The following is a 15054-nucleotide window of genomic DNA, read 5'->3' as shown; positions in this document are numbered from 1 at the left end:
TAATGTTATTCGGCAAATAGTACGTGAAAATATTCATATAATGTGTTATCAGTCAACTTATGAATTGATCTGGTGAAAACCGGTGCGCCGGAATGCGTTTTTTGCGCGTTTGCACCCGGTGATGCTATATTTCGAAACCGGTGCGCCTTCGCGCATAGAGCAGGAGCGCAGCGTGGAACAGAAAGTGCCCCAGAGGAAACAGAAGCCGCGCGCCGCGCAATCCGAGCCTGCCAGATCTGTCCGCGAGCCGGGTTACGGACGGCTGCAGCAATCGCTCCGCGACGAGATCCTCAGCGGCACCTATCCGGCTGGCTCGCGCATCAAGGTCTCCGATGTCGCCGCGCGCTATGGCACCAGCATCAATCCCGCGCGCGAGGCACTGCAGGCGCTGGAAGGCGAGGGGCTGGTGGTGATCACGCCCAATCGCGGGGCGCGGGTGCGTCTCATCAACGAGGACCTGGTCCAGAACATCTTCGATATCCGCACCCTGCTGGAACCCTATATCGTCCGCAGCTTCGTTGAATATGCGACCCCCGAGGATGTCGCCATTCTGCGCGGTTTTCAGGAGAAGTGCCACGAGGGCGCGGAGAATGGCGACTTTGCCCTTTTCCACGCCAACAACCTGTTATTCCACGATTATATCATCGATCAGCATTTCAATGCCGAGGCGATCAAGATCATGAAGCAGCACAATGGCTGGCTGCGTGCGATCTCCAATCGCAACCCTCTGACGCTCGCCAACATGCGCCGGTCGAGCCGCGAGCACTGGGAGCTGCTGGAGGCAGTGGAACAAGGTGATCCAGACCGCGCGGTCGAAGTCATCGAAACCCACATGCGCAATTCGCGCGCCGTCTTCATGGGCAATCTCCGCCGCGACCGCATGCAGAAAGGCGTCGCCGACGACGCCGATTCGGGCGTGTGAGGATCGTCTTCCCCGATCTTCTCCAGCCACCTCCGGAGTGCCGGGCGCCTTCCCGACCTATCCTTCTTTCCTGCTCCCGATAACGCGGACGCTTGGGTGAGCCTCCTGTGGGTGGGCCTCGCCAAGGCATTGTCTGCGCCGGCCGCGGTCGAGATCGCGATCAGGTGCGAATTCGGAAGTGCGCGACTTTGGTCGGCAATACCAATCCATTGTTAAAATTGCGAAAAAATAAAAATTTCACGATATGATATGTTTTTTGTTCAAAATCACACATTATCTGCTAGTCTGAGTCATGGCGATTGGCGCCGGCCGTGTTGACGGGAGGGTCTGGCGGTCGGTTGCCGCTGCAAATCGGGCGGCTGCCGACTGACATGTTCAGAAAATGGGAGGAAGATATGGGAATGGTATCTGGATCGGTCACAAGGACGTTGAAACGCCGCGCGCTGACGACCGTCGGGCTGACGGCGCTGCTGGCATGGGGCGGCGCGTTTTCGGCGCTCGCGGGAGAGGCACCGGTGCTGGCGGAGAAGGTGCAGGCCGGCACGCTGCCGCCTCTGGAAGAGCGGCTGCCGAAGGATCCGCTGGTCGTCGCGCCCGTTGACGAGGTCGGCGAATATGGCGGCACATGGCGTTCGGCGATGGTGGGTGGTTCCGACGATGGCTGGATCCTGCGCACGGTCTCCTATGAGAATCTGATGCGCTGGTCGCCGGACTGGACGGAGGTCGTGCCGAACGTCGCCGGTTCCGTCGATGTCAACGATGACGCGACGCTGTTCACCTTTCACCTGCGCGAAGGCATGAAGTGGTCGGATGGCGCGCCGTTCACCGCCGACGACGTGAAGTTCTGGTACGAGGACCTGTTCCTCAACAAGGAATTCTCGCCGACGCCGACCGAGCCCTTCATCAATTCGGACGGCTCTCCGGCAAAATTCCGGATGATCGACGACACGACCTTTGAATTCGAGTTCGCCAATCCGAAGGGGCTGTTCCTGCAGTATCTCGCGACCGCAAGGCCGCTCGATATCGCGACGGTGCGCTTCCCCCGGCACTATCTGGAAAAATTCCATCCGAAATACAATCCGGATATCCAGAAGGAAATCGATGCCGCGGGGCAGAGCAACTGGGTCGGCCTGATGGTCAACAAGTCCAACTACTGGACCAATACCGAGGTTCCGACGATCAACGCCTGGGACTTCACCCAGGGCTACGGCAGCGGTTCCGCCACGCAGGCGATCGCCGAGCGCAATCCCTATTACTGGAAGGTCGACACCGAGGGGAACCAGCTTCCCTATATTGATACCCGCTTCTTCAACGTGCTCTCGGACCCGCAGGTGTTGGTGACCAAGACGCTTGCGGGCGAGATCGATTTCCAGGACCGCAGCCTCGCGACGCCGGCCAACAAGCCGGTGCTCTATCAGGGGCAGCAGCAGGGCGGCTACGAGTTCTTCACCGAAACGCCGGCGAGCCCGAACTACATCGTGATGATGCTGAACCTGAACCACAAGGATCCGGAGAAGCGTGAGATCTTCCAGAACAGGGATTTCCGCATCGGCCTGTCCTACGCGATGGACCGACAGGAGCTGCTGGATGTCGTCTGGCTCGGCCAGGGCGAGATCGCCCAGACCTCGGTGATGCCGGGTAGCGTCTACTATAACGAGCAGCTCGCCAAGCAGTATACCGAATACGACCTCGACAAGGCCAACGAGTATCTCGACAAGGTGTTGCCGAACAAGGATTCGAGCGGCATGCGGCTCGGACCGGACGGCAAGCCGTTCGCGATCACCTATGCCTATAGCGCCGCCAACCCGGTATTCGGCGATGCGCTGGAACTGGTCGCGGCGCAATGGCGCAAGGCCGGCATCGCGATGACGCCGACCCCGCTCGACCGCACCCTGATCCAGACCCGCCAGGATGCCGGAGAGCTGGAGGGCGTGGCATGGGAGCGTGGCGGCGGCGCCGGCCAGGAAGTGGTGCTCGATCCGCGCTGGTGGTTCCCGGCCAACAATGACAGCTTCTACTGGGCTCCGGCCTGGACCGCCTATTATCTTGGCGCCAATCCGGAAACCTCGCAGGTCAAGCCGGAAGCTCCGCCGCCGGCGATACAGAAGCAGATGGACCTCTATAACGAGCTCCAGGCCGAGCCCGATTTCGACAAGCAGGTCGAACTGATGAACGAGATCCTGCAGATCGCCGCAGACGAGTTCTGGACCATGGGCGTCGCTTGGCAGGCCAATGGCTATGGCGTCAAGAAGACGAATTTCCACAACGTGCCGGAATCCATGCCGGCCTCGTGGATCTATCCGACGCCGGCTCCGACCAATCCGGAGCAGTATTACATCGGCAAGAACTGAGCGCCGTGAACGGCCGCTGCCGACGAAGGTCGGCGGCGGATACTCGACAGTTTTCGCGTCGGCCGCAGGGCTGATGCCCGAATATTGGAAATAAAGATGCCGGAACGCACCATTCTCGTCATGAACAACCTCCCTTTCGAGCCTAGGCACTGGGATCGCCTGAAGGAGGCCATCGGCTCCGACAGGGCGATTTATGTCGATCCCGATGATCGGAGCGCTCTCGACAACGCCCTGCGGCAGGCGGAAATCGCCATTCTCGCGGGCGATCTCGACGAGCGACATGTCAACGCCCCGCATCTTCGGTGGGTGCATTGCGACCATGCCGGGCTGACGAAGTCCGCGCGGCCGGAGGTATTCGAAAAAGGCCTCGTCGTCACCGGCTCGGCCGGCCGGTCCGGTCCGGCGCTCGCCGAGCATGTGATGATGTTCTCGTTGATGCTCTGCTCGCGATATCCCGCGTTCTACGATGCGCAGAAGCAGCATGAATGGCGGCGCGCCGACTGGATGTGGGACCTGAGGGCGCTTTATGGCCGCACCATCGGCATTCTCGGGATGGGCCATACCGGCAAGGCGCTCGCGACTCGCGCCAAGGCCTTCAACATGCGCGTGCTCGGTTATCGCCGCCGTGACCTGGAGCCGCCGCCCGGCGTCGACCGGATGTACAGCGCGGACAAGGGCGAGGGCATCGACGCGATCCTCGCCGAGGCCGACATCCTGGCGCTGGTCCTCAACCTTTCGGATGCGACACACCGGATGATCGGCGCGGCGGAGATCGCGAAGATGAAATCGTCGGCGATCATCGTCAACCTGTCGCGCGGCGGCGTCATCGACACCGACGCGCTGATGGCCGCCCTGAACGAGGGGCGTCTCGCCGGCGCGGGCCTCGATGTCACCGATCCGGAACCGCTGCCGCCGGGTCATCCGCTCTGGGATACGCCGAACGTGCTGATCACGCCGCATTTCACCGCGGCGCTTCCCGACAAGGTCGACCGTTCGGTCGATGTCATCACGGAGAACCTCAGGCGCTACCGGGCCGGGGAGGAGATGCAGAACCGGATGACCGCGGAAGATCTCTGGACCGCCGGACAATAGAGCGGTTCGGCCTTTCACGGAATCCGCTCTATCGATCTGTTTTGGCGCATTTTCGCGGGGTGTTTCGCCTGACTGCGAAATGCTCTGGCAAACGCCTGCAGGGGAGGATGGGCAATTGCTACGCTACGTATTCAAGCGCGTGCTCTACATGATACCGACGATGGTCGCGATCTCGATCGTGACCTTCGCGCTGATCCAGTTGCCGCCGGGCGATTTCGTCACCACGCTCGCGGCCCAGATGTCGCAGCAGGGCGACAGCATCGACCCGCAGACGCTCGCCATGCTGCGCGCGCAATATGGCCTCGATCAGCCGATCTGGGTGCAATACGGCATCTGGATGAAGAACATCCTGTTTCATGGCGATTTCGGCCGGTCGTTCGACTGGGACGTGCCGGTCTCCGATCTGCTGTGGAACCGGCTCGGTCTTACCTTCGTGCTGTCCTTCTGCGCGCTGATCTTCACCTGGGTGGTGTCGCTGCCGGTGGGCATCTATTCGGCGGTCCGCAAATATTCGATCGGCGACTACTTCGCGACCTTCATCGCCTTCATCGGCCTCGCGGTGCCGAACTTCCTGCTGGCGCTGATCATGATGTACCTGGCGCTGAAGCTGTTCGGCGTCAGCATCGACGGGTTGTTCTCGCCGGGTTACGTCGACGCGCCGTGGAGCTGGGCGAAGGTCGCCGACCTCGGCCAGCACCTGATCGTGCCCGTGATCGTGCTCGGCACGTCGGGGACCGCCTCGCTGGTGCGGATCATGCGCGCCAACCTGCTGGACGAGCTCTACAAGCCCTATGTCACCACCGCGCGGGTGAAGGGCATGAAGGAATGGCGGCTGATCCTGCGCTATCCGGTGCGCGCCGCGCTCAATCCCTTCGTCTCGACACTCGGCTGGGCGCTGCCCGAGCTGGTCTCCGGCGCGACGGTGACGGCGATCGTCCTCAACCTGCCGACAACGGGGCCACTCCTCCTTCGGGCGCTGATCTCGCAGGACGTCTACCTCGCCGGCGCGATGATCTTGATGCTGTCGGTGCTGACCGTGATCGGAACCCTGATTTCCGACCTGCTGCTCGCGTGGCTCGATCCGCGCATCCGCTACAGATAAGGGAGACCATCATGGTTCATTCAGACGATCATTGGTTCCCGGCCGGCAAGGACAGCGACGGCAAGCCGGAGACGCTCGAAGAGACCAGCGCGCTCGCCGACGACCATGCCGAGCATGGTTTCGGCGACGATACCAGGCCGGAAAAGGGCGCGGAGCGGGCCGGCGCGTGGACGCTCGCCTGGTGGAAGTTCCGGCGCCACAAACTCGCTCTGGCGAGCGGCGTGGTGGTGATCCTCATCTATCTCGTCGCCGCCTTCGCCGATTTCCTCGCGCCCGAAGGTCCCAATGAATTCGCCGCGCGCTACACTTACGCGCCCCCTCAACAGCTTCACGTATGGGATGGCGAAAGGCTGGGGCTTTACGTCAATGGCTATCAGGTGAAGGTCAATCCGGAGAGCTTTGCCCGCGAATTCGTCATCGACGAGGACAGCCGCATCGATGTCGGCCTGTTCGTGCGCGGAGCGCCCTACCGCCTCTGGGGCATGATCCCGATGGACCGTCACCTGATCGGCCCGATCGACCCGAGCCAGCCGATGTATCTCTGGGGCGCGGACCGCCTCGGGCGCGACATGCTGAGCCGGATCATCTTCGGCACCCGCATCTCGATGACGGTCGGCCTCATCGGCGTGACCCTCAGCCTTATCTTCGGTGTGCTGCTCGGCGGCATCTCGGGCTATTACGGCGGCGCGGCAGACACGATCATCCAGCGCGTGATCGAGTTCCTGCTGGCGATCCCGACGATCCCCTTGTGGATGGGGCTCGCAGCCGCGATCCCGCCGACGCTGCCGCCGGTGCAGGTCTATTTCATGATCACCATCATCCTGTCGCTCGTCGGCTGGACCGGGCTTGCCCGGGTGGTGCGCGGCCGGTTCCTCGCGATGAAGAACGAGGACTTCGTCGTCGCCGCCCGGCTCGATGGGGCGAGAGAGATCGGCACGATCGTGCGCCACATGCTGCCGTCCTTCGCAAGCCACATCATTGCGGCGGTCACGCTCGCCATTCCGGTGATGATCCTCAGCGAAACCGCGCTGTCCTTCCTCGGCATCGGCCTCCGGCCGCCGGTGGTGAGCTGGGGCGTGCTGCTGCAGGAGGCGCAGAACATCCGCACGGTCGCCACCGCGCCCTGGCTGCTTCTGCCGGGTGTGGCGGTGGTGGTCACCGTGCTTGCCCTCAACTTCCTTGGCGACGGCCTGCGCGACGCGGCCGATCCATACAGCGACTAGGAGGACCGGTAATGACGAGCGAAACAGGGATCGCTGGCGAAACGGACGATATCGTGCTGTCGGTCGACGGCCTCTCGGTCGAGTTCAGGCTGCGCAATTCGGTTTTTCCGGCGGTGCGCGAGGTCAGCTTCAAACTGAAGCGCGGCGAGACGCTCTGCCTCGTCGGCGAAAGCGGCTCGGGCAAGTCGGTGACGGCGCGCTCGCTGCTGCAGATCGTCGACAAGCCCGGACGGATCAGCGCGGGGAAGATCGTGCTTTCCGGTGGCGACAAGCCCGTCGACATCACCGCGCTGAAGCCGACCGGACCTCATATCCGGGCGGTGCGCGGCGGCAGGATCGGGCTGATCTTCCAGGAGCCGATGTCGGCGCTTTCGCCGCTGCACACGATCGGCGACCAGATCGACGAGGCGATCGAGATCCACCTCCATCTCGACAAGAAGGAGGCGCGCAAGCGGACGATCGAGCTGCTGCGGCAAGTGGAAATCAAGAATCCGGAGGAGATGGCCAAACGCTATTCCTTCGAATATTCGGGCGGCATGCGCCAGCGCGTCTGCATCGCGATGGCGCTTGCCTGCAATCCCGACATCCTGATCGCCGACGAGCCGACGACCGCGCTCGACGTGACCACCCAGGCCGAAATCCTCGACCTGATCAAGCGGCTGCAGGTCGAATTCGGCATGGCGGTGCTGCTGATCACCCACGACATGGGGATCGTCGCCGAGGTCGCCGACAATGTCGCGGTGATGCGTTACGGGCGGCTGGTGGAGGAGGGGCCGGTGGACCGGATCTTCCACGCGCCAGCCCACCCCTATACCCGCCATCTGCTGTCGATGACCCGCAAGCTGGAGCATCATGCCGAGGTCCGGGAGACGGCGGCTCCGACCGCTGAGGCCAAGCCGATCCTTTCCGTGGGCGGCCTCACCAAATATTTCGGCGGCGGCAAGGGAGCAACCTCGGGACTGCTTGCGGTCGATCATGTCGACCTCGACCTGATGCCGGGCGAGAACCTCGGCATCGTCGGCGAAAGCGGATCGGGCAAGACCACGCTCGGCCGGCTGATCCTCAGGATCATCGAGGCCTCCTCCGGCTCGGTCACCTATCGCGACAGGAGCGGCCGGGAGGCCGACGTCCTGACGATGAACAAGAAGGCGCTGCGCCGCTACCACGCCGAGATGCGCCTGATCTTCCAGGACCCGTTCGCCTCGCTCAACCCGCGCATGACGGTCAAGCAGGTCGTCGGCGATCCGCTCTGGATCAACGGGTTGGCGAAGGGCAGGGCACTCGAGGAGAGGGTCGGCGCGCTTCTCGAGATGGTCGGCCTGCCGCAGGATGCCATGGATCGCTATCCCCACGCCTTTTCCGGCGGGCAACGGCAGCGCATCGGTATCGCCCGGGCGCTGGCGCTCAACCCGCGCGTCATCATCGCCGATGAGGCGACGTCGGCGCTGGATGTCTCGATCCGGTCTCAGATTCTCGACCTGCTGCTCGACCTGCAGACCCGGCTCGACCTCTCCTTCCTGTTCATTGCCCATGACATTTCGGTGGTGCGCTATTTCTGCGACCGGGTCGCGGTGATGCATCGCGGCCGGGTGGTGGAGACGGGAACGGCGGAGAAGATCTGCACGGCGCCGGACCACCCGTACACGCAGGCGCTGATTTCCGCCGTGCCGAATCCGGACCCACGCAACAAGCGCATGCTCCACCGCACCCGTTTCGACGAGCGGGCGATGCCGGCCGGCTGAGAGCATGTCGCGAATGAACGAATTCCAGGTGCGCCGGACGACCGGCGGCCATAGCTGCGATCGCCTTGAGAAAGGCCAGAGGAGAAAGAAATGTCGGAGAAAACCGGGGGAAATATCAATCTGGCCGGAGAAAAGGCGTGGTGGCAGAAGCCCTACCGGATGGTCCAGACCAACCTGCGCCAGCCGGACGCGCTTTACGACCAGAAGGCGCTGGCCCGCGAGACCCGGGAATTCGGCGCCAATGTCCTGCTCTACAACATCGGCGGCATCTATGCCTTCTACCCGACCGACCTGCCGCTCCACGCCCGCAACCCGATGATGAAGGGCGATGCCCTCGGCGACGCGATCGAGGCGGCGCATCAGGAGGGGCTGGCGCTGGTCGGGCGCTTCGACATGTCGAAGGCGACCCGGATCGCCTATGAGGCCCATCCGGAATGGTTCGTGCACAACAGGCAGGGCCGGCCACTCGAATACAACGGCACCTACCAGGCCTGCGTCAACGGCGGCTGGTACCAGCAATATGCCTTCGACATCATTTCCGAGGCGCTCGGGCGCTATGACGTCGACGGCGTGTTCTTCAACATGTTCGGCTACCGAACCACGACCTATTCCGGGGAGGATTTCGGCATCTGCGTGTGCGAGAACTGCCAGCGGCGGTTTCGCCAGATGTATGGCAAGGCGCTGCCCGAGCGCGAGGATTTTGCCTGCGAGGCTTACCCCGACTATGTGGAATTCAAGGACCGTACCTCGCGCGAGCTCAGCGGCCGCATCTACGACCACATCAAGGCGGTCAATCCGCGCGTCGCCATGAGCGGCCAGCGCGGCAAGAACGATTTCATCCGCATGGAGGTGCAGCGCGCCGTCGACCGGGCGCAGCCGGAATGGCCCTACCAGTCGGGTGAGCAGGCGCGCTGGGCGCGGGCCTATGCGCCGGAGAAGATGGCGGCGTCGACGGCGACCAATTTCATCGACTTCGCCTGGCGCTTCGTCTCGGAAACCGGCGCCTACCAGGAACTGCGCATGGCCCAGCAGCTCGCAAGCGGCGCGACGCTCGACTATTACCTGCTCGGCGTCATGGACCAGCAGGACAAGAAGGCCTTCCCGGCCATCGAGCGTCTCTACAAATGGCATGCCCGCAACGAAGAACACTATACCGGTCTCTCGTCCGCCGCCCGTGTCGGCCTCTACCATTCCTTCGGCACCAATGCCTATCGCGGCCGCACGGATGCCCGCGCGGCGGGTGCGCAGGCCTTCCGCGGCGCCTATCGGATGCTGCTCGAGGCCCGCATTCCCTTCGATTTCATCAGCGACGAGAAGCTCGCCGAAACCGATCTCGACCGCTATCGGGCGATCGTGATGCCGAATGTCGCCTGCATCTCCGACGGCGAGGCGGCGACGCTGGATGCCTGGGTGAAGGCTGGCGGACTGCTGATCGCGACCGGCGAGACCGGCCTTTACGACGAGCGCGGCGCGCGCCGCGAAAAGCCGGCGCTCGAAAGCCTGCCGATCCGCGAGCGGCTTACGATGCGGCGCGACATGCGCGGCGCCTATTTCGAGGCGGATGCGGACGAGGCGGAGAAAACCGGTGCTGGCCTCTATATGCTCGACGGCGTCTACCATGCATGCGAACCGCGCGATGGCGCCATGACATTGCTGAAACTTCTTCCGCCGCAGCGCTTCGGCCCGCCGGAACTCTGCTTCCCGGAGGTCGAAAGCGATCTGCCGGGCGTGATCCGGGGGCAATACGGGGAAGGCGACTGCTGTTATTTCCCCTGGCATCCCGATGCGCTCTATCATCGCGATAGCCTGCCGGACAATCGAACCCTCGTGACCTCGTTCCTCGCCGAAAGGCCGGACGCGCTTCCGGTCGTGATCGAAGGCAACGGGCTTTTCGAGGTGACGCTGCAGCGACAGGTCGAGACCGGCCGGCTGCTGGTTCATCTCGTCAACTACAGCGGCCAGCACAACAATCTCTATGAGGATCCGCCCGTGCTCACCGGCCTGAGGCTTGGCATCCGCGGCGTTGGCCCAACCGGGCGCACGCTGGTGGCCGGAGCCGATGTGTCCGCCGAGCCTTCGGAGGGCGGCGACCTTCGCTGGTTCGTGTTGCCGCCGGTCGGCACGTTCGAGGCGTTGGTGTTCGAAGCGTAGTAAACGAAAGGAAAGCACATGAACATCGGATTTATCGGCCTCGGCCTCATGGGGCGCCCCATGGCGGCGCATCTGATCGACGCCGGCCACACACTTTTCATCAACCGGGTGAAGCCGGTCTCTGAATTCCTCGTCGAGAAGGGGGCGGTTGCCTGCGACATGCCGAAGGCCGTCGCCGAGGCCGCCGATATCATCATTACCATCGTGCCGGATACGCCTGACGTCGACGCCGTCCTCTTCGGCGAGAACGGCGTGGCGGAGGGTCTTTCCGAAGGCAAGATGGTCATCGACATGAGCTCGATCTCGCCCGTCGAAACCAAGACCTTTGCCGAAAGGATCGCGGCAAAGGGCTGCGGCTATCTCGATGCGCCGGTTTCCGGCGGCGAGGTCGGCGCGAAGAACGCGGCGCTGACGATCATGGTCGGCGGCTCGGATGCTGACGTCGAACGCGGCAGGCCGCTGTTTGAAGCCATGGGCAAGACCATTACCCATGTCGGCCCGGTCGGTGACGGCCAGACCGCCAAGGTCGCCAACCAGATCATCGTCGGACTGACCATCGAGGCAGTCGCGGAAGGCTTGCTGTTCGCGAAGAAGGCGGGCGCTGACCCCGCCAAGGTGCGCGAGGCGCTGATGGGCGGTTTCGCCGGCTCGACGATCATGAAGGTTCACGGCGAACGCATGATCGAACGCACCTTCGAGCCCGGCTTCCGCATTCGCCTCCACCGCAAGGACATGGCGCTTGCTGTCAATGCCGCGCGCGACATCGGTCTCGCCCTGCCGAATGCGGCTGCGACCGAGCAACTGATGAATGCCGCGATCGCCAGGGGCGACGGCGATGATGACCATTCAGCACTGATCAAGACGCTGGAGGCGCTGGCAGGATCACTCTAAAAATCGCAGACCCATTAGCTGATGCGGCCTATATCCCGCTCGTCGCAATCTAGGTGTCCGAAGCCCGCACTGGCATCGGTCGTTATCTGAACTTCTACAACACCCGACGACCGCATTCATCCCTTGGCCGGCAGACGCCGGATCAGGCCTACTTCAACACGCTGGCACCAATGATGGTGGTTGCATAATCGAGGCGGAAATCCACTTAGCAAAACGTCCCAAACTGATCAGACAAACCGGGCCAGCTCTTTGATCGTTGTCGAACACCCATTGCATGGCTCGGACGACGCCGGCGGCTGGCAAAGGATCGGCATAAATCTATCGCATCAGCCGAAGCATGTATCGATGCGCTCACATGCGACTCAAAACAGGACGTTGCGCAAAATATCGCTATTGTCCATAGAGCTTGGAGGCGGGTTCTCGAATCTGCAGAAGCATGCGAGCCACTAAGCCGCAGTGCCCAACGCCATGAACCTTCATTACTCCGGCTTTGAAACCGAACCTCTCCGAGCAACCTCACGTATCGCTCGGCTTCAACATTGCATTGGCGACACGATCGTCGGTTTGAATAAAACAGTGTCCAAATCCTGCCCCCGCAACCAAATCTGACACAAAAGCCCCCGCAAAAACGCGAGGGCTTTTTGTTGTTTTGCACCAAAGCTGCTGGGTTTGGGCGGGCCAGAGGTGTTTGCCGTCAGGATGATGGAAGAGGCCGGTGGACCAAAGCGGACGGAGGACAGGATGGATCCGGCGTTTCAGGCGATTCCGCCGAGGCAGAGATATTTGATCTCCAGATAGTCCTCGATCCCGTACTTCGAGCCCTCGCGGCCGAGGCCGGACTGCTTGATGCCGCCGAAGGGGGCGACTTCGGTGGAGATCAGGCCGGTATTGACGCCGACCATGCCGGTTTCAAGCGCTTCGGCCACGCGGAAGACGCGGGCGAGATCGCGGGCGAAGAAATAGCCCGCGAGGCCGAACTCGCTGTCATTGGCCATGGCGATGACCTCGTCCTCGCTCTCGAAGCGAATGAGCGGCGCCACGGGCCCGAAGGTTTCCTCATGCGCGACCTTCATCGCCTGCGTTACACCGGTCATGACCGTCGGCTCGAAGAAGGTTGCGCCGAGGTTCGAGCGGTTGCCGCCGGCAATGACTTTTGCACCCTTGGCGACGGCGTCGGCGATATGATCCTCGACCTTGACCAGGGCCTGAGGGCTGATCAGCGGGCCGACACTGACGCCGTTCTCGAACCCGTCGCCAACCTTCAGGGCAAGCACCTTTGCCTTCAGCTTCTCGGCAAAGGCGTCATAGACGCGGGACTGAACATAGATGCGGTTGGCGCAGACGCAGGTCTGGCCGTTATTGCGGTATTTGGCGATCGTCGCGCCCTCGACGGCCGCATCGAGATTGGCATCATCGAAGACGATGAACGGGGCGTTGCCGCCAAGCTCCAGCGACATCTTCTTGATCGTATCGGCGCATTGCCGCATCAGGATGCGGCCGACACGGGTCGAGCCGGTGAAGGTGATCTTGGCGATCTTCTCATTGGCGCAGAGTTCTGCGCCTGCTGCTGCGGCATCGGCGCAGGGGATGACGTTGAAGACGCCGGCGGGGATGCCGGCGCGCTCGGCGAGCACCGCCATGGCAAGGGCCGAGAGGGGCGTGAGTTCGGCGGGTCGGGCAACGAAGGTGCAGCCGGCGGCAAGGGCAGGGGCAACCTTGCGGGCGATCATTGCATTGGGAAAGTTCCAGGGCGTGATCGAACCAACAACGCCGACGGGCTGTTTCATCACGATGATGCGCTTGTCGCGCTGGTGGCCAGGAATGGTGTCGCCATAGACGCGCTTGGCCTCTTCGGCGAACCATTCGATGAAGCTTGCGCCATAGAGGATTTCGCCGCGCGCTTCCGGCCAGGGTTTTCCCATCTCGGCCGTCAGGATGGTCGCCAGATCATCGGCGTTTTCCACCATCAGGTCGTACCATCGGCGCAGATAGCCTGCACGTTCCTTGCCGGTCAGTGCTGCCCAGGCGGGTTTTGCGGCATGGGCGGCGTCGATTGCGGCGCGGATATCGTCGACGGTAAGGTCGGTGACGGCGGCAATCTTGTCGCCTGTTGCAGGATTGAGCACGTCGAAGGTTCTTTCGCCTTCGATCCAGGCGCCGTTGATATAAGCGCGGTGCTCGAGAAGGGTTGGATCTTTCAATTTCATGCCTGCTTCTCCTTCACGGCGGCGATCGATGCCTCGAGAATGTCGACGCCTTCCGCCAGAACCTCTTCCTCGATCGTCAGCGGGGCGAGGAAGCGGATGACATTGCCGTAAACGCCGCAGGTCAGCAGGATGAGGCCGCGGCTCTGGGCTTCCAGCCGCACCGCATTGGTCATGTCCGGGTTCGGCGCGCCGTCTTCCGTCATGAACTCGGCAGCGACCATGAAGCCCGGGCCACGGATCTCGGCAATCTCGGGCGTCACGGCGCGGATCGCCTCAAGCCGCTGCTTGAGGTAGGAGCCGAGCCGGCTGGCGCGGTTCAGGAGGTCTTCCTCTTCGATCACGTCCAGCACCGCATTGGCGGCGGCGATCGACAGCGGGTTGCCGCCATAGGTGCCGCCGAGCCCGCCGGGGCCGGCCGCATCCATCATTGTCGCCCGTCCGGTGACGGCGGCAAGCGGCAGGCCGCCGCCAATGCCCTTGGCGATCGTCGTCAGGTCGGCGGCGACATCATAGGCTTCCATGGCGAAGAGCTTGCCGGTGCGGCCGATGCCGGTCTGCACTTCGTCGGCGATCATGACGATGCCGTGCGCGTCGCAGATGGCGCGGATGGCGCGCATCAGTTCGGCGGGGGCCGGATAGAAGCCGCCTTCGCCCTGTACCGGCTCGATGATGATGGCGGCGACGCGCGCCGGATCGAGATCGGTCTTGAACAGGGACTTCAGCGCCTTCAGGCTGTCTTCAGCCGACGTCTCGTGCAGTTCGGCAGGATAGGGAATGTGGTAGACATCCGGCATCATCGGCCCGAAGCCGGTCTTGTAGGGTGCGACCTTGCCGGTCAGCGACAGGGTCATGAAGGTGCGGCCATGAAAGCCGCCATTGAAGGCGATCACGGCCGAACGGCCGGTGGCCGCGCGCGCGGCCTTTACCGCATTCTCGACAGCCTCGGCGCCGGTGGTGACGAAGACAGTCTTCTTGTCGAAATCGCCGGGAACGGCGGCATTCAGCCGCTCGGCAAGGCGGATATAGTGCTCGTAGGGGAGCACTTGATGGCAGGTATGGGTGAAGCGCTTCAACTGATCTTCCACCGCTGCCATGACCTTCGGGTGGCAATGGCCGGTGTTGACCACGGCGATGCCGGCGGCAAAGTCGATATAACGCCGGCCCTCGACGTCGAAGACTTCCGCGTTTTTGGCCCGGTCGACATAGATCTGCGTCTGCATGCCGACGCCGCGTGAAATGGCGGCATCCCGCCGTGTGGCGATATCCGAATTCAACATAAGCTGCTCCTTGCTCCGTGACGGTCGTCAAGCGCCGTCATTGTGGGAAGAGCGTATGTGGCTTTCGATCGGCAAGAAAGTCTGTTTCTTGATAAT

10 protein-coding genes and 2 pseudogenes are annotated in these 15054 nt (G+C 62.8%); 10 read left to right on the top strand and 2 right to left on the bottom strand.

What is annotated here, in order from left to right; translation table 11 throughout:
• Positions 1-172: 172 nt before the first annotated feature.
• From TM49_RS02850 to TM49_RS23825, 10 genes and pseudogenes are all read left to right on the top strand, one after another.
• Positions 173-922 carry a GntR family transcriptional regulator gene (locus TM49_RS02850; RefSeq protein ID WP_158498599.1) on the top strand — a complete coding sequence of 250 codons (750 nt, stop codon included), beginning with the start codon at positions 173-175 and terminating at the stop codon, positions 920-922.
• 401 nt (positions 923-1323) lie between these two features.
• A complete protein-coding gene (locus tag TM49_RS02845) occupies positions 1324-3273 on the top strand; it encodes an ABC transporter substrate-binding protein (protein ID WP_045679459.1) in 1950 nt (649 codons plus the stop codon).
• A 96-nt stretch (positions 3274-3369) separates the two neighbouring features.
• On the top strand, positions 3370-4365 hold the full coding sequence (locus TM49_RS02840; RefSeq protein ID WP_045679458.1) for a D-2-hydroxyacid dehydrogenase: 996 nt from the start codon (positions 3370-3372) through the stop codon (positions 4363-4365).
• A gap of 115 nt (positions 4366-4480) precedes the next feature.
• Positions 4481-5467: an ABC transporter permease gene (locus tag TM49_RS02835; protein ID WP_082074594.1), complete on the top strand. Its 987-nt coding sequence runs from the start codon at positions 4481-4483 to the stop codon at positions 5465-5467.
• An 11-nt stretch (positions 5468-5478) separates the two neighbouring features.
• On the top strand, positions 5479-6690 hold the full coding sequence (locus tag TM49_RS02830) for an ABC transporter permease (RefSeq protein WP_082074593.1): 1212 nt from the start codon (positions 5479-5481) through the stop codon (positions 6688-6690).
• 29 nt (positions 6691-6719) lie between these two features.
• Entirely contained in the window at positions 6720-8432 is a 1713-nt protein-coding gene (locus TM49_RS02825; RefSeq protein ID WP_144409653.1) for a dipeptide ABC transporter ATP-binding protein, read from the top strand.
• 90 nt (positions 8433-8522) lie between these two features.
• Positions 8523-10583, top strand: a complete 2061-nt coding sequence (locus tag TM49_RS02820; RefSeq protein WP_045679455.1) for an alpha-amylase family protein — start codon at positions 8523-8525, stop codon at positions 10581-10583.
• An 18-nt stretch (positions 10584-10601) separates the two neighbouring features.
• A complete protein-coding gene (locus TM49_RS02815; RefSeq protein WP_045679454.1) occupies positions 10602-11474 on the top strand; it encodes a 2-hydroxy-3-oxopropionate reductase in 873 nt (290 codons plus the stop codon).
• Between the two features lie 53 nt (positions 11475-11527).
• Positions 11528-11662 (top strand): annotated as a pseudogene (locus TM49_RS02810) (integrase core domain-containing protein); the annotation flags it as partial.
• 84 nt (positions 11663-11746) lie between these two features.
• Positions 11747-11877: pseudogene (locus tag TM49_RS23825) on the top strand (IS5/IS1182 family transposase); the annotation flags it as partial.
• A 352-nt stretch (positions 11878-12229) separates the two neighbouring features.
• On the opposite strand, the gene TM49_RS02805 reads toward TM49_RS23825, so the two are convergent.
• Both TM49_RS02805 and TM49_RS02800 read right to left on the bottom strand, forming a co-directional pair.
• Entirely contained in the window at positions 12230-13681 is a 1452-nt protein-coding gene (locus tag TM49_RS02805) for an NAD-dependent succinate-semialdehyde dehydrogenase (RefSeq protein WP_045679452.1), read from the bottom strand.
• A complete protein-coding gene (locus TM49_RS02800) occupies positions 13678-14958 on the bottom strand; it encodes a 4-aminobutyrate--2-oxoglutarate transaminase (protein ID WP_045679451.1) in 1281 nt (426 codons plus the stop codon). The genes TM49_RS02805 and TM49_RS02800 overlap by 4 nt, the downstream gene beginning before the upstream one ends.
• Between the last annotated feature and the right edge of the window lie 96 nt (positions 14959-15054).

The sequence above is a fragment of the Martelella endophytica genome, assembly GCF_000960975.1.
Taxonomy (GTDB): Bacteria; Pseudomonadota; Alphaproteobacteria; order Rhizobiales; family Rhizobiaceae; genus Martelella; species Martelella endophytica.
The sequence above is the reverse complement of the archived record's forward strand: the minus strand, read 5'-3'. Positions and strand labels throughout refer to the sequence as shown.

Bases quoted from the DNA above. Each gene is read 5' to 3' on its own strand.
- TM49_RS02845 (WP_045679459.1), top strand. From the start codon at position 1,324: ATGGTATCTGGATCGGTCACAAGGACGTTGAAACGCCGCGCGCTGACG.
- TM49_RS02840 (WP_045679458.1), top strand. From the start codon at position 3,370: ATGCCGGAACGCACCATTCTCGTCATGAACAACCTCCCTTTCGAGCCT.
- TM49_RS02830 (WP_082074593.1), top strand. From the start codon at position 5,479: ATGGTTCATTCAGACGATCATTGGTTCCCGGCCGGCAAGGACAGCGAC.
- TM49_RS02820 (WP_045679455.1), top strand. From the start codon at position 8,523: ATGTCGGAGAAAACCGGGGGAAATATCAATCTGGCCGGAGAAAAGGCG.
- TM49_RS02815 (WP_045679454.1), top strand. From the start codon at position 10,602: ATGAACATCGGATTTATCGGCCTCGGCCTCATGGGGCGCCCCATGGCG.
- TM49_RS02805 (WP_045679452.1), bottom strand. From the start codon at position 13,681: ATGAAATTGAAAGATCCAACCCTTCTCGAGCACCGCGCTTATATCAAC.
- TM49_RS02800 (WP_045679451.1), bottom strand. From the start codon at position 14,958: ATGTTGAATTCGGATATCGCCACACGGCGGGATGCCGCCATTTCACGC.